Annotated in this window: 14 protein-coding genes; 3 read left to right on the plus strand and 11 right to left on the minus strand. The window is 64.6% G+C overall.

The window, feature by feature from the left end; all coding sequences use genetic code 11:
- The first annotated feature begins 4 nt into the window (after positions 1 to 4).
- Together fliQ and fliR are read left to right on the plus strand one after the other, a co-directional pair.
- Positions 5 to 274, plus strand: a complete 270-nt coding sequence (gene fliQ, locus AC1Q6X_RS20000) for a flagellar biosynthesis protein FliQ (RefSeq protein WP_034754044.1) — start codon at positions 5 to 7, stop codon at positions 272 to 274.
- Positions 275 to 290: 16 nt separating this feature from the next.
- Positions 291 to 1151: a flagellar biosynthetic protein FliR gene (gene fliR / locus AC1Q6X_RS20005; protein WP_070289132.1), complete on the plus strand. Its 861-nt coding sequence runs from the start codon at positions 291 to 293 to the stop codon at positions 1149 to 1151.
- On the opposite strand, the gene AC1Q6X_RS20010 is transcribed toward fliR, so the two are convergent.
- Positions 1152 to 1805: a LysE/ArgO family amino acid transporter gene (locus AC1Q6X_RS20010; protein ID WP_070289131.1), complete on the minus strand. Its 654-nt coding sequence runs from the start codon at positions 1803 to 1805 to the stop codon at positions 1152 to 1154.
- A 73-nt stretch (positions 1806 to 1878) separates the two neighbouring features.
- Between AC1Q6X_RS20010 and AC1Q6X_RS20015 the strand changes: the two genes are divergently transcribed.
- Complete coding sequence (locus AC1Q6X_RS20015; RefSeq protein ID WP_492498224.1) at positions 1879 to 2781, plus strand: LysR family transcriptional regulator ArgP; 903 nt, start codon at positions 1879 to 1881, stop codon at positions 2779 to 2781.
- Between the two features lie 9 nt (positions 2782 to 2790).
- Here AC1Q6X_RS20015 and AC1Q6X_RS20020 read toward each other — a convergent pair whose 3' ends face one another.
- The 10 genes from AC1Q6X_RS20020 to AC1Q6X_RS20065 form a co-directional block, all read right to left on the minus strand.
- Positions 2791 to 4050 carry an MFS transporter gene (locus AC1Q6X_RS20020; protein WP_492498225.1) on the minus strand — a complete coding sequence of 420 codons (1260 nt, stop codon included), beginning with the start codon at positions 4048 to 4050 and terminating at the stop codon, positions 2791 to 2793.
- A gap of 48 nt (positions 4051 to 4098) precedes the next feature.
- A complete protein-coding gene (locus AC1Q6X_RS20025; RefSeq protein WP_070220143.1) occupies positions 4099 to 4542 on the minus strand; it encodes a MarR family winged helix-turn-helix transcriptional regulator in 444 nt (147 codons plus the stop codon).
- Positions 4543 to 4710: 168 nt separating this feature from the next.
- Entirely contained in the window at positions 4711 to 5952 is a 1242-nt protein-coding gene (gene flgL / locus AC1Q6X_RS20030) for a flagellar hook-associated protein FlgL (protein WP_070220145.1), read from the minus strand.
- A 51-nt stretch (positions 5953 to 6003) separates the two neighbouring features.
- On the minus strand, positions 6004 to 7971 hold the full coding sequence (flgK, locus tag AC1Q6X_RS20035) for a flagellar hook-associated protein FlgK (protein ID WP_070220147.1): 1968 nt from the start codon (positions 7969 to 7971) through the stop codon (positions 6004 to 6006).
- A gap of 88 nt (positions 7972 to 8059) precedes the next feature.
- The gene (flgJ, locus tag AC1Q6X_RS20040; RefSeq protein ID WP_099408912.1) at positions 8060 to 8986 is read right to left on the minus strand and encodes a flagellar assembly peptidoglycan hydrolase FlgJ; all 927 of its coding nucleotides are present in this window, start codon (positions 8984 to 8986) and stop codon (positions 8060 to 8062) included.
- Between the two features lie 10 nt (positions 8987 to 8996).
- Positions 8997 to 10112 (minus strand): flagellar basal body P-ring protein FlgI, encoded by a 1116-nt coding sequence (locus AC1Q6X_RS20045; protein WP_070220151.1) that lies wholly within the window; start codon positions 10110 to 10112, stop codon positions 8997 to 8999.
- 2 nt (positions 10113 to 10114) lie between these two features.
- The gene (locus tag AC1Q6X_RS20050) at positions 10115 to 10765 is read right to left on the minus strand and encodes a flagellar basal body L-ring protein FlgH (protein ID WP_070220153.1); all 651 of its coding nucleotides are present in this window, start codon (positions 10763 to 10765) and stop codon (positions 10115 to 10117) included.
- Positions 10766 to 10815: 50 nt separating this feature from the next.
- Positions 10816 to 11598 (minus strand): flagellar basal-body rod protein FlgG, encoded by a 783-nt coding sequence (gene flgG / locus AC1Q6X_RS20055; RefSeq protein WP_070220155.1) that lies wholly within the window; start codon positions 11596 to 11598, stop codon positions 10816 to 10818.
- Between the two features lie 60 nt (positions 11599 to 11658).
- A complete protein-coding gene (locus AC1Q6X_RS20060) occupies positions 11659 to 12402 on the minus strand; it encodes a flagellar basal body rod protein FlgF (RefSeq protein WP_034787153.1) in 744 nt (247 codons plus the stop codon).
- 75 nt (positions 12403 to 12477) lie between these two features.
- Positions 12478 to 14025, minus strand: coding sequence for a flagellar hook protein FlgE (locus AC1Q6X_RS20065; RefSeq protein WP_070312132.1), 1548 nt, complete (start codon positions 14023 to 14025; stop codon positions 12478 to 12480).
- Positions 14026 to 14028 lie beyond the last annotated feature (3 nt).

Raw genomic sequence — 14028 nt, forward strand, 5'->3', positions numbered from 1 at the left:
TACGATGACACCCGAAAGCGTCATGACCCTGGGCCGCCATGCGATGGAAATCACCCTGATGGTGGCCGCGCCCATGCTGCTCGTCGCCCTCATCATCGGCTTGATCGTCAGTATTTTCCAGGCGGCCACGCAGATCAACGAGGCGACCCTGTCCTTCATCCCCAAGCTGGTCGGCATCTTCGTCGCCATCGTCGTGGCCGGCCCGTGGATGCTGTCCGTCATGCTCGACTACATGCGCCAGGTGTTCACGGGCATCCCGAACCTGGTCGGCTAGTGCAGCGATTGTTGCCATGCTGACCCTGTCGAGCATCGAACTGAACACGTGGATCGCAGCACTGCTGTGGCCACTTAGCCGCATCCTCGGCCTGATCGCGGCCGCCCCCCTGTTCGGCAACGCGGCCGTGCCGGCCACCGTCAAGGTGACCCTGGGCGCGCTGCTGGCCATGATCATCGCCCCCACCGTGCCGGCCTTGCCTGCCATCAACCCGATGTCCCTGCCCGGCCTGCTGATCCTCACGCAAGAGATGCTGGTCGGGCTGGCCATGGGCTTTTCCATCCGCATCGTGTTTTCCGCCATCGAAATGGCCGGTGAACTCAGCAGCCTCACCATGGGCCTGGGCTTCGCCTCGTTCTTCGATCCGCAAACCAAGGGCAGGTCGTCCGCCATCAGCCAGTTCCTCGTCATGCTGGCCACCTTGATGTTTTTGACCGTCAACGGCCATCTGGTCTTGCTGGCGGCGCTGGCGGAAAGCTTCGTCAGCCTGCCGATTTCGTCGAGTCCCATCAGCGGCGGCGGTTTCCAGCAATTGGCGGCCTGGGGCGGGGAAATCTTCCGTTCCGGCCTGCAAATTTCGCTGCCCATCATCGCCGCCCTGTTGCTGACCAACGTGGCGCTGGGCATCTTGACGCGGGCCGCGCCGCAGCTGAACATTTTCGGTATCGGTTTCCCCGTCACCCTGGGCGTGGGCTTGCTGGTGATCGGCATGGTCCTGCCCTACCTGGCCACGCCGTTCCAGAACATGTTCCTGCGCGGCATAGAAACGGCGCGCTTGCTGCCGCGCGGCTTTGCCACGCGCGACCGGCCGCCGCCGCCGGCGCCGCCGCATCCCCTGCGCCCGGCAGCGCCGACGCCGCTGCCGCCCGCGCGCTGATCAGGGCTGCCAGCCCAGCGCGTGGCGCAACAGCAGCGCCGACAACACGAACATGGTCACGCCGATCAAGCCATCGAGCACTTGCCAGGCCCGGGGCCGCGCAAACCACGGCGCCAGCCAGCGCGCGCCATAGCCCAACGATGCAAACCACAGCAGGCTGGCCGCGCTGGCGCCGGCGATGAAGCAGCCACGCAGCGCGCCCGGTTGCTGGGCGCCGATGCTTCCCACCAGCAAGACCGTATCGAGATAGACATGGGGATTGAGCAAGGTAAATGCGGCCGCCTGGGCCAGGATGGCGCCCAGCGCCAGCCCGGCACCGCCTTCGGCCGCGCGCAGCTGCTGCGGCCGGCGCGCGCGCCGCAGCGCTTGCCAACCGTAGACGGCCAGGAAAACGGCGCCGCCCAATGCCAGCGCGCTGGCCAGCAAGGGGCGCTGCCCCAGCGCATGGGCCATGCCCAACACGCCGGCGGCAATCAGGGCCGCGTCGGCCAGCGCGCAAAACAGCACGATGGCGCCCACATGTTCGCGGCGCAAGCCTTGCCGCAAGACAAAGGCATTTTGCGAGCCGATGGCAACGATGAGTCCCAGGCCCAGGGTCAAGCCCTGGAGAAAGACGGAAAAAACGAGTGGGGTGGTGGCGGTCGAAAGTGTCATGCAGCGATCTTGCCAGCCGCACACAATGAAGGCAAACTACCTTTACTGCAGTAAGTTAAGGAAAACTTCATTCATGCTCGATTATGCCGCCCTCGCCGCCCTGGCCGCCGTCCTCCGCGAAGGCAGTTTCGAGCGCGCCGCGCGCGCCTTGCACGTGACGCCATCGGCCATTTCGCAGCGCATCCGCCTGCTGGAAGAGCGCGTCGGCTGCGCGCTGGTGATACGCGACCAGCCCTGCCGCGCCACGGAAACGGGACGGCGCCTGTGCCAGCACGTGGACCAGGTGCAGCTGCTCGAACAGGATTTGCAGGGCACCTTGCCGGCGCTGGCGCAGACAGCACTGGGCGTGTCGCGCGCCAGCGTGCCCGTCGCCGTGAATGCCGACAGCCTGGCCACCTGGCTGGCGCCCGCCATCGCCGCCTTTGCGGCCGGGCACCCGGTGCTGCTGCAAGTGGCCGTCGACGACCAGGACCATACGGCCGAATGGCTGCGCAGCGGCGCCGTGCTGGCCGCCGTCAGTGCCACGGCCCGGCCCGCATCGGGCTGCAACAGCCGCCCGCTGGGCGCCATGCGCTACCTGGCCGCCGCCAGTCCCGCCTTCCTGCAGCGCTATTTTGCCCACGGCGTCGGCGCCGCCAGCCTGGCGCTGGCACCCAGCCTCGTCTTCAATGCCAAGGACGAACTGCAGGCGCGCTGGGTGCGGCGCCTGTGCCACCGGCACGTGGAACTGCCGCGCCATGCCCTGCCTTCGTCGCATGCCTTCGTCACGGCCGCCCTGGCCGGCATGGGCTGGGGCTTGCACCCGCAGGCGCTGATCCAGCCGCATCTTGACAATGGCAGCCTGGTCGAACTGCTGCCGGATACCCCGCTCGATATCGCCCTGTACTGGCATACGGCGCACGCCGCCTCCGGCCTGCTCGACGGCTTGAGCGCAGCCATCGTGGCCGCCGCCCGCACGGGCCTGCTGCCGCCCTGACGGGCCGCCTCAATGCTGGTCGCTGCTGAATGCGAAGCGCCGGCGCCGCAGGTCGACGTTCAGGCGCAACTGGTGATGTTTGACCAGGTAGCGCACGCCGACGAAGGCTGCCGCCAGGCCAGACAGGGCACCGATGCCCAGCGCCCAGCGCGGGCCGAAGGTATCGGCCACCCAGCCCACGATGGGCGCGCCCAGCGGCGTGCCGCCCGCCGAGATCGCCAAAAGGATGGCCATCACGCGGCCCCGCATGGCGGGCGCCGTCGACAGTTGCACGCTGCTGTTGACGCTGGTGGTAAACGTTTGCGCGGCGATGCCGATGACCACCAGCATCATGCCGAACAGCCAGTAATTGGGCATCACGGCGGCCAGCGCGCAGGCCAGGCCGAACAGCGCGGCCGCGCCCAGCAGCAGGGCCAGGGTGGGCTGGCCGCGCCCCGCCGCCAGCAAAGCGCCGGCCACGGAGCCGCAAGCCATCACGGAACTGAGCACGCCATACTGGCCGGCGCCCGCATGGAAGGCCGTCACGGACATGGTCGAGAGGAAAATCGGGAAGTTCAGGCCGAAGGTGCCGATCAGAAACAGCATCAGCAGGATGGCCATCAGGTCGGGCCGCTGGCGCACGTAGCGGAAACCCTCGCCCAGGCTGGCGCGCGTGGCCTTGACGCGCGGCGCATGGCGCAGCAGTTCCACGCGCAGCAGCAACAGCGAACCGATCACGGCGGCAAAACTGACGGCGTTGATGATGAAGACCCAGCCGCTGCCGACGCTGCTGATCAACAAGCCGGCGACGGCCGGGCCCAGCATGCGCGCCGCATTGAACGAGGTGGAGTTGAGCGCCACGGCATTGGTCAGATCTTCCTCGCCGACGATTTCAGCCACGAAAGTCTGGCGCACGGGCGAATCGAAGGCCGTCACGCAGCCCAGCAGGAAAGCAAACACATACACATGCCACAGTTCTACCAGGCCGCTGATGCACAATATCCCGAGTCCCAGCGCCAGCAAGCCCATGGCCGCCTGCGTGCACAGCAGCAATTTCCTGCGGTCGAGCAGGTCGGCCGCCATGCCCGTCAGGGGCAGCAACAGCAGTTGCGGGCCGAATTGCAAGGCCATGACGATGCCGACGGCGCTGGCATTGTGCTGCGTCAATTCGCTCAGCACCAGCCAATCCTGCGCCGTGCGCTGCATCCACGTGCCGATATTCGACACGAGGGCGCCGCCGGCCCAGATACGGTAATTGGGAATGCGTAGCGAACGGAATGTGTTGTTCATCTGGGCGTGCGGGCTCCTTGCCGGGGTCGTGGTGAAAAATTCAGCGGATCACTCCGCCAAGCGTTTGAGTAAGGCCACCGCCTTGTCGAGCTCGGTGACTTCGGCCGGCGTGAGCCGGGTTTCGATGGTGCGCGCCAGCCAGTCTTCGCGTGCGGCGCGGCTCGCCGCGATCCAGGCGCGGCAGCTGTCCGTCAGGGTCAATAGCGTCTGCCGGCCATCGAGCGGATCGGGCGACCCCGTCACCATCCGCGCTTGCGTCAAGGCTTGCACGGTGGCGGCCATCGACTGGGGGCGCATGCCTTCGGCGCGCGCCAGGCTGCTGACGGTGGCGGGGCCGTCGCGCTCGAGACGGCTGAGCACAGACGCCTGCGACATGCTGACGTCCCCCAGGTGCGCCTCTTCGCGCAGGCGGCGGCGCAATTTGCCGACCAGGATGCGCAATTCGCCGGCCAGTTGCAGAACTTGTTCGTGGTCTTCTTGCGCGGTGGTCATGGTGGCCGTGTGGTGTATCAACAGACTCCACTATAACAGATATGCAGTTAGACTGCACAGTTTGCCTGCACATATTGCCAGAACAGCCAGATTCCGCGCGCAAAAAAGCCGGGGCGGGAGATGCACTCCCTGCCCCGGCTTGCCGGCCCATCCCGCGATGCCGGTGCGTCAGCTGATGTAATTGAACAGCGACAAGCCCGAGATCGAAGTGAACGATTTTTGCGCCGCCTGCAGGGTCACTTGCTGCTGGCTGAAGGTGGAAATGGCTTTCACCATGTCCAGGTCTTGCAGGTCCGACAAGGTGGTGGCGTACTGGATGTCGAGATCGTCGCCGGCGCTGTCGAGGTAATCGAGTTCCTTCATGCGGGAACCGACATCGGCGCGCACGGACAGCACATTGTCATAGGCCGTATCGAGGATATTGTGCGCGGCGTTCAAGCCGTTCGTCAGGCGCGCCTGGCCCGCATCGCCGCTGCCAGGCTGGCGCAGCACGCCGATCAGGTTTTTCACGGTGGTAAACAACGATTCCTTGGCGCTCGGCTCCAGGGTAAAGCTGTCCAGGTCGGCCGGCTTGCCCGTGATGTTCACTTGCTGGCCGTCGAAGGTGATGGCATCGCCCGCCTTGTAGGGGATGGGCACGGCAGGATTGGGCACCGTCTGGCCCAGGGTGGCGTCGGTGACGGTATAGGTGGTGACGGCGTCCGTTCCCGTGCCCGTGACCTTGAAGTCGATCGAGTACTTGTGCCCCGTCAATGCCGACGGGTCCGTCACCGTGCCGCCCGAAATCACGCCCGAGCCGCCGCGCGTGAAGTTGGCGGTAGCGGCGGCCGTCGTGAACTTGCCGTTGCCCGTCAGGTTGTTTTCAAACACGGTGGCGCCGGAATCGCTGGTGGCCAGGTAGCGCGCCGAACCCACCTGCAATTCGCGCTGTCCCTGGTCGCCCACATAGCTGGCGCCCGTCGGCGTCTGGCTGAATGGCTGGGTCGTGGATTTGTAGCCGGAAAACAGGTAGCCGCCCGCGCCGTCGGCCGTATTCGCGATGCCCAGCAAGTCGGTCAGCCGGCCTTCCAGCTCCCTCGCCAGGGTATCGCGGTCGACATCCTTCAGGGAAGGGTTACCGGCCTTGAGCACCAGGTCCTTCACGTCGGCGATCAGCGAGGTGGTGCTGGCCAGCGCCAGCTCTTCCTGCGACAGGAAGTTCTTCGCATTCGAACGGTTCGTCACGAACTGGGTGTTGATCGATTGCGACTGCGTCACTTCCAGCGCGCGCGCAGAGGCGATCGGATCGTCGGCCGGCGTCAGGTTGCGGCGGTTCGACGACAGCTGCATCTGCGTACGGTTCAAGGCGCCCTGCAGATTGTTCAGCTGCGAGCTGCCCTGGTCATAAATCATTCGTGTGCTGATGCGCATGATGCTGCCCTTCCAGAAAGCCGCCGCGCGCTATGTCGCGGCAAAAATTGATTAACGTCCCAGGCCGATGACCACGTCGAACAGGGTGCTGGCGATCTGCATGACCTTGCCGCACGCCTGGTAGGACTGCTGGTAACGCAGCAGGTTGGCCGCCTCTTCATCGAGGTTGACGCCGGAAACGGCCTGCTGCTGGGTGCTGACCTGCTGCAGCAAGGCCAGGCTGGCCAGGCCGCTCACCTGCACTTCGCGCGTCTTGTTGCCCACGAAGCTGACGGTTTGCGCATACGAACCCTGGAACGTGGCATTGCCGCCATCGAGGATATTCTTCGTCTGCAAGCCCGCCAGCAGCGCGGCATTGCGGTTGTCGCCCACGCCGCCCGTATTGGGCTTGATGACGAAGGTATCGCCCTGCGCCGGCGTGCCCGTCATGCTGACATTGATGCCGCCAAAGCTGAAGTTGTCGCCTTCCGTGTAGGGGATGTTCGCCGTGCCGGCCGGATAGGTCGTGGTCGCGCCATTCAAGCCCTTGACCGTCACCGCCTGGCCCGCCGGGAAACCCGTCAGCGAGGTGGTCGCCTTGTCATACGTCAAGGTCAGTGGACCGGTCAGGGCATTGCCCGGCGTCAGGTAGGCCTTGTCGACGGAGCCGGCGCTGAGCTTGCCGGAACCCGTATTGGCCACCGGCGCCGAGGTGGCGATCGGCGCGGCGGCCGCGATCTTGTTGCGGTCGGTGATCAGCACGTTCAAGCCGGCCGCGCCATTCGCCGTCGGCTTGATGACGTAGTTGTCGCCTTGGGCGGCCGTGCCCGAGATCGAGAAATCGACGCCGTCGATGGTTTGCGGCCCCGTTTGCGGATACGGATTGATGATGGTGTGCGTGCCGTCGGATTCGCGCGTTACCACATAGTTGCTGCCGTCGTATTTCAGGCTGTAATCGCTGGCCGTCAGCTTGGTCGGGTCGCTGACCTTGGCCGACAGCACCGTGGTGCTGCTGGCGTTGTTGCCGCGGTCGGCACCGATCACGGGGTCGGGTATCTTGAAAAAATCGCCGCCCATGGCGCCATTCAAGTCCTGGCCCAGCTTGTGCTGGTCGTTGAAGGTGCTGGCCAGCGCGATGGCGACCTTGCCCAGCGAGTTCTGGACATTGTCCAGCGTACCGCTGCGAAATTCCAGCAAGCCGCCCAGCGAACCGCCGGTCAGGGAACTGTCCGGCAGCACGGTGACGGTACTGCCCGTGACATAGCCCACCTCGATGCGGTTCGGGTCCGTCCGCGAAGGCGTGGCCGCCAGTTCGAAGCTGCGGTCCGCCACCACCAGGGGCTGGCCGGCGCCGATGGAAATGGTGACGGTATTGTTGGCGGCGGGCTGCACCGTCGCCTTCACATATTTGTTCAATTCCGTGATCAGCTGGTCGCGCTGGTCCAGCAGATCGTTGGGCTGGTTGCTGGCATCGACCGACAACTGGGAAATCGACTTGTTCAGCTCGGCGAGCTGCTTGGCATAGGTATTGATCACCGTCACATTCGACGTGATCTGCGAATTGACGCCGTCACCGATCTCCGTCAGGCGCGCGCTCAGACCCTGAAAGCGCGAAGCGAGCGAGCCGGCGCTCGACAGCAGCGCCTGGCGCGACGCGACCGACGAGGGATTCGAGCTGAAATCCTGCACGCCCTTGAAGAAATCCTGCATGGCGGGCGACAGACCGGCCGTGGGATCGGCCAGCAGATTGTCGATCTGGCTGATCTGCGTGTAATACGTGTCGAGCGCACTGGTCGCGCTTTGCGCGGAATTGACCTGAGTGGCCATGAAGCTGTCGTACTGGCGCTTGATCTGCGACACTTCCGTGCCCGTGCCGACAAAGCCATAGCCGGCATAGTTGGACTGCGACGTCTGCTGCAGCACCACCTGGCGGCTGTAGCCGGCCACGTTGGCGTTGGTGATGTTATGCCCGGTCGTCGACAGGCCCACCTGCGCTGCAAGCAAACCGCTCTTACCGATGCTGAGTAGATTCGAAGTCATGGTGTCTTATTGGTTACCGTCAAATGTATTTACGGCAGCCGCGGCGAAAACTTGAAGCGCGCGGCTTGCGCAGGGGACAGGCGGGGAATTAGCCGACCAGCGAATTTTTAATAATTTTTGTCAATTTGGCAGCGTAATTCGGGTCCGTCGCGTAGCCGGCCTTTTGCAAGCCCTGGGCAAACGTGCTGGCGTCGCCCGCGCTGGCCAGCACTTTTTCGTAGCGCTTGTTGTTGGTAATCAACTGCGCATAATCCTTGAAGCTGTCCGCGTAGCTGTCGTAGGCGCGGAATTTTTCCACCTTGCGCTGCGCCTTGCCATTTACATATTCCGTGGTGACGGCTTCCGTGACCTTGCCCTTCCAGTCGCTCGACGCCTTGATGCCGAACAGGTTGTGGCTGCTGCTGCCGTCGCGGCTGATGATTTCGCGCTTGCCCCAGCCCGTTTCCAGCGCCGCCTGGCCCAGCATGAACTTGGCCGGGATGCCGGTGGCGCGGCTCGCTTCTTCCGCATGCACGCCCAGCTTTTCCTGGAAGGCGCGCACGTGCGGCGCCTGCGTGGCGTTGGCCTTGTCGCTCAGGGTCTTGCCGGTGGCGGCGGCGCTGCCTGCACCCTCGGTCAGCGCGCCCTGCTGCTGGCGGAACGCGGCCAGGGCCTGCGCCATGCTCGACGAACGGGGCGACGGCGCTTCGGCGCCGTCGGCGGCCAGCGCCTGGTTCGACGACGACAATTGACGGATCAGCACGTCCGCCAGGCCCGTGCCCCGCTTGGCCAGGTTCTGGCTCGTCTGCTGGTCCAGCATCGAGGTGTACATCTTGCTCTGCTGGCTATCCATGATGCCGTCCTGCGGCGTGGCCTCGCGCATGCTTTTCATCATCATGTTGATGAACATGGCTTCGAATTGCGTGGCCGCCTCTTTCAGGGCGGCGGGGTCCTTCGCCTTGGCGGACTGGCGCAAGCCATCCATGCCCTTGACGTCATAGGCGGCGGTATTGCTGAGGTCGGTTTGGCTGATCATGGCGTGTCCATCAAATGATTTCGAGTTCGGCGCGCAGCGAACCTGCCGCCTTCATCGCCTGCAGGATGGCCAGCAAGTCTTGCGGCGAGGCGCCGATGGCATTCAAGGCCTTGACCACGTCGGACAGCGAAGCGCCGCCCTTGACCAGCATCACCTTGCCCGGTTCCTTCTTGATATCGATCTGCGCCGTCTGCGTGACCACCGTGCGTCCGCCCGACAGCGGCGCCGGCTGGCTCACCTGCGGCTCGACATTGATGGTGACGGACAGGTTGCCATGCGAAATGGCGCACGTTTCCAGCGTCACGGACTGGTTCATCACCACGGAACCGGTGCGCGCATTCATGATGACCTTGGCCGCCAGGCGGGCCGGATTGACTTCGATGCTTTCCAGCTGGCCCAGGAAGGACACGCGCTGGTCGCTGCCGCCCGGCGACTGCACCTGGATCACGCGCCCGTCCAGCGCGGCGGCCGTGCCGGCGCCGTAGCGGCTGTTGATGGCGTCGACCACGCGGCTGGCCGTGGCGAAATCGGTGGCGTTCAATTCCAGGCGGATCGTGTTGTTGGCGCCCAGCACCGAAGGCACGGTACGCTCGACCGTGGCGCCGCCCGAAATGCGGCCCACGCTCAGGTGATTGATGACGACGGAGCTGCCGGCCGCCTGCGCGCCCACGCCGCCCACCAGCACGTTGCCCTGCGCCATGCCGTACACCTGGCCGTCGGCGCCCTTCAATGGCGTCATCAATAAAGTGCCGCCGCGCAAACTTTTCGCATTGCCCATCGACGAGACCGTCACGTCGAGCAGCTGGCCCGGTTGGGCAAACGCGGGCAAGGCCGTCGTCACCATCACGGCGGCCACGTTTTTCAGCTGCAAACTGGTGCCTTGCGGCAAGTTAATGCCCTGCTGCTGCAGCATCGCCGCCACGCTCTGGATGGTGAATGGCGTTTGCGTGGTCTGGTCGCCGCTGCCGTCGAGGCCGACGACGAGGCCATAGCCCATCAGCTGATTCTGGCGCACGCCGGCGATGCTGGCCAGGTCCTTGATGCGCTCGGCCTGCGCCACGGGCGCCAGCAGGGAGATGGCCAGGCCGAAAACAGCGGCAAAGCGGGGGAAAGTAAAAGTGGCCATGATCAGAACGGCAGCAGGCTGAGGAAGAAGCGCGACGCCATCGAGGCCATTTCGGCGCGGTCGATCTGGCTGTTGGTGCGGTATTCGACGCGCGCGTCGGCCACCTGGGTCGATGGCACGACGTTGCCCGTGCCGATGGTATCGGGATTGACCATGCCCGAGAAGCGGATGAATTCCGTGCCCTTGTTCATGGCGATCTGTTTCTCGCCGGCCACGATCAGGTTACCGTTCGGCAGCACTTCAATCACCGTCACGCCGATCGTGCCGGAAAAGGTGTTGCTGGCGGACTGGTTGTCGCCGTCCGCAAACTTGGTGGCGCCATTCGCCGAGACGGTGCCGCCCAAACGGCCCTGCAGCATGCCTGGCGTGGAAAAGCCCACGCTGCCCGACTTGTTGCCGGAACTGGCGCCCGCCTTGACGGCGTTCGTGCGCTCGGTGATGGCGATCGTCATGGTGTCGCCCACGTGGCGCGCGCGGCGGTCTTCGAAGGCGGGACGGTAGGTCGACGGCTGGTAGATGGAGCCGTTGCTGACGACCACGGGTTCGGGCATCGGCGCGCGCGTGGTGGTCGGGTACTGCACGATCGAGGTGGGCGTGATGGCGCAGCCGGACAGCAGGACTGCGGACAACAGGGCGATGATGGGGTATTGCATGACGAACCTCCGCTGCCATCCGGCGGCGGATGGCATGACGACTATGAAAATTAAAGTTGCGACAATTTCTGCAGCATTTGATCGGACGTGGTGATGGCCTTGCTGTTGATCTCGTAAGCGCGCTGCGTCTGGATCATGTTGACCATTTCCTCGGCCACGTTGACGTTCGACGTTTCGATATAGCCCTGCATCAGCACGCCGGCGCCGTTGGTGCCCGGGGTGTTGGTCTGCGCCACGCCGGAGGCGCCCGTTTCCATGTACAGGTTTTCGCCCTTCGATTCCAGGCCGGCCGGATTGACGAAGGTGGTCAGCTGCAGCGAGCCGATTTGCGATGGTGCAACAGTGTCGGGCAAGGTGACGGAGACGGTGCCGTCGCGCGCCACGGTCAGGCTCAGCGCATTGGTCGGCACGGTGATGGCGGGCTGGATGACGAAACCTTCGGAAGTGACGAGCTGGCCGTTGGCATCGGTCTGGAAGGAGCCGTCACGCGTGTAGGCGGTGGCGCCGTCCGGCAGCAGCACCTGGAAAAAGCCGGTGCCGTTGACCATCACATCGCGTGAATTGCCCGACGCCTGGGGATTGCCCTGCGTATGGATGCGTTCGGTAGCCACGGTGCGTACGCCCGTGCCGATCTGCAGGCCCGATGGCAGCTGGGTCTGCTGCGACGATTGCGCGCCCGGCTGGCGCACATTTTGATACAGCAAGTCTTCAAACACGGCGCGCGACTTCTTGAAGCCCGTGGTGCTGACGTTGGCCAGGTTATTGGCGATCACGTCCATCTGCGTCTGCTGCGCTTCCAGGCCGGTTTTGGCAATCCAAAGGGAACGAATCATGATTTTTCTCCAATAACAGCGCTAGACTATTTCTATGTGACCATTATGCGGTGGTCCCCATCAATTCAAAGCGAGGATCTGGGTGGCTTTCGCCGCGTTATTCTCGGCATTCTTCAACAAGCTCATTTGCGTTTCGAACTGGCGCGCCAGAGCGATCATGCTGACCATGGAGTCGACAGGGCTGACATTGCTGCCTTCCAGGGCACCGGTGGTCAGCTTGACGGCCTGGTCGGCCTGCGCCACCGTGCCATCCTTCAGACGGAACAGGCCGTCGTCGCCGCGCACCAGTTGCTGCTCGGGCGGGTTGACCAGCTTGATGCGTCCCAACACCGTCGACGGGCCTGGCGGCACGTCCGTGGATATCGTGCCCACCGTACCGTCGCTGGCGATGGCCACCGTCACGCCGGGCGGAATGGCCATGGGGCCCGTATCGCCCTGCACCATCAGGCCCGACTGCGTCTGCAGCATGCCGTTTTCATTGAGCTTCAGGGCGCCGTTGCGCGTGTAGGCTTCGGAACCATCGGCCGACTGCACCGCGATCCAGCCGCCGTTTTCCACGGCCACGTCGAGCGCGCGGCCCGTGTGCTGCATCGGGCCTTGCGTGAAGTCGGAACCGACCGTCGAATCGACGACGAAGGCGCGCGTCGGCATCATGCCGTCGGCCACCACGGGCACGGCGCGGAACGAGTCGAGCTGAGCGCGGAAACCCGTGCTGGTGGCGTTCGCCAGGTTGTTCGCCGTGGTCGCCTGCTTGTCCAGGATGTGCTTGGCGCCGGAGCCGGCGGTGTAGATGAGACGGTCCATTTTTTATTTCTCCTGTTGCCTTCAACCCAAGGCAGAAAGCTGGGGTCAGACCCGGCGGGTCTGACCCCGGTACTATTAACGCAGGTTGACGAGTGTTTGCAAGACGGAATCCTGCGTCTTGATGGTCTGCGCATTCGCCTGGTAGGCACGCTGGGCCGTGATCATGTTGACCAGTTCCGCCGTCAGGTCCACGTTCGACACTTCCACGGCCGAGGCGCGCAAGTCGCCCAGGCCGCCCGAGCTCGGCTCGCCCGTCATCGGGCTGCCCGAGGTCGAGCTTTCCGCCCAGGCATTGTTGCCCAGCGGCTCAAGGCCATTCGGATTGGAAAACTTGGTCAGCACCACCTGGCCCAGGTCGCGCGTCTTGCCGTTGTTGTACTGGCCCTGGATCACGCCATCGGAACCCACGACGAAACGGTCCAGCTGGCCGGCCGCATAGCCATCGGCCACGGTGCGCTTTTCGCTGGTGGACGAACTGAGCTGGGTCGAATTGGTGAAGTCGACCTTGATCGCCAGATTCGCGTTCGCGCCGGTGGCGGGGAAGACGGGCAGGTTGACCGTCACCGGCAGGGTTTGCGGCGGCGTCAGCGCCAGCATGGCGGCCTTGTCCAGGCTGCCGACGCTGTTGAACACCAGCGACGCCGACTTCACGGCGGGCACTTCCGTCACCGCGGAGATCCTGCTGTCGATCTGGTCCGGCGTGAGGCTGGAATTGACGCCATCGGGCACGGCGCTGCCATAGGTGGCGCTGATGGCGGCCAGCTGGGCCGGGCTGGCGCCGGCCGCGGCGGCGGCGGTGCGTATGGCGACACCGGCCGCATTGCCATAGGCAACGGCGGCGGCCGTGATATTGGCGGGCACCAGCGGCACGGCCGTGACGGCGGCCTGATAGGCGGCGCGCGCGGCCAGCGAGGCGGCATCGGTTTGCGCCGCGGCGACCACTTTCGCGCTGGTGATTTCCTTGCCGTCAGTGGCCGTGTAGACATCCCAGGTATTGGTGCCCGTCTTGACGTAGAAATTGGACATGGTGTGGGAGTTGCCCAGCGAATCGTAGACGGGCACGGGGAATTGCTTGGTCCACGACTTTTGCTCGCCCACGGTGAACGGCACCACGGTCGGCATGGCCGAATTGGAATCGAGGTTGACCTGGGTATCGACCTTGGTGGTCGCCTGCGGCGCCATGTCGGACGGGTCGATCTGCAGCGGCACGGTGGCGCCGGCCAGGATCTTGCCGTTCACATCGGCCGGATAACCCGTCAGCTGGGCTTTCTGGGCATTGACGATGAAACCGTTCTTGTCGACCTGGAACTGGCCGTTGCGCGAGTACTGGATGGCGCCGTTCACGCTGGTGCGGAAGAAACCGCCGCCGTTGATGGCGATGTCGAGCGGATTGGACGAACTTTCCAGGTTACCCTGGTTGAACAACTGCGCCACCTGCGACACGGACACGCCGATACCGGGCTGGTTGCCGCCCACGCCATACAGCGAGTTGGCATAGATGTCGGCGAACTGCGCCTGCGATTGCTTGAAACCCACGGTGGCCGAGTTGGCGATGTTGTTACCGATGACGTCCAGCGATTTGGCGGCGCCGTTCAAGCCGCTCAGGCCTTGTTGGAAAGACATTGT

Source organism: Janthinobacterium sp. GW823-FHT06H09 (genome assembly GCF_058794735.1).

Bases quoted from the DNA above. Each gene is read 5' to 3' on its own strand.
- fliQ (WP_034754044.1), top strand. From the start codon at position 5: ATGACACCCGAAAGCGTCATGACCCTGGGCCGCCATGCGATGGAAATC.
- fliR (WP_070289132.1), top strand. From the start codon at position 291: ATGCTGACCCTGTCGAGCATCGAACTGAACACGTGGATCGCAGCACTG.
- AC1Q6X_RS20010 (WP_070289131.1), bottom strand. From the start codon at position 1,805: ATGACACTTTCGACCGCCACCACCCCACTCGTTTTTTCCGTCTTTCTC.
- AC1Q6X_RS20015 (WP_492498224.1), top strand. From the start codon at position 1,879: ATGCTCGATTATGCCGCCCTCGCCGCCCTGGCCGCCGTCCTCCGCGAA.
- AC1Q6X_RS20020 (WP_492498225.1), bottom strand. From the start codon at position 4,050: ATGAACAACACATTCCGTTCGCTACGCATTCCCAATTACCGTATCTGG.
- AC1Q6X_RS20025 (WP_070220143.1), bottom strand. From the start codon at position 4,542: ATGACCACCGCGCAAGAAGACCACGAACAAGTTCTGCAACTGGCCGGC.
- flgL (WP_070220145.1), bottom strand. From the start codon at position 5,952: ATGCGCATCAGCACACGAATGATTTATGACCAGGGCAGCTCGCAGCTG.
- flgK (WP_070220147.1), bottom strand. From the start codon at position 7,971: ATGACTTCGAATCTACTCAGCATCGGTAAGAGCGGTTTGCTTGCAGCG.
- flgJ (WP_099408912.1), bottom strand. From the start codon at position 8,986: ATGATCAGCCAAACCGACCTCAGCAATACCGCCGCCTATGACGTCAAG.
- AC1Q6X_RS20045 (WP_070220151.1), bottom strand. From the start codon at position 10,112: ATGGCCACTTTTACTTTCCCCCGCTTTGCCGCTGTTTTCGGCCTGGCC.
- AC1Q6X_RS20050 (WP_070220153.1), bottom strand. From the start codon at position 10,765: ATGCAATACCCCATCATCGCCCTGTTGTCCGCAGTCCTGCTGTCCGGC.
- flgG (WP_070220155.1), bottom strand. From the start codon at position 11,598: ATGATTCGTTCCCTTTGGATTGCCAAAACCGGCCTGGAAGCGCAGCAG.
- AC1Q6X_RS20060 (WP_034787153.1), bottom strand. From the start codon at position 12,402: ATGGACCGTCTCATCTACACCGCCGGCTCCGGCGCCAAGCACATCCTG.
- AC1Q6X_RS20065 (WP_070312132.1), bottom strand. From the start codon at position 14,025: ATGTCTTTCCAACAAGGCCTGAGCGGCTTGAACGGCGCCGCCAAATCG.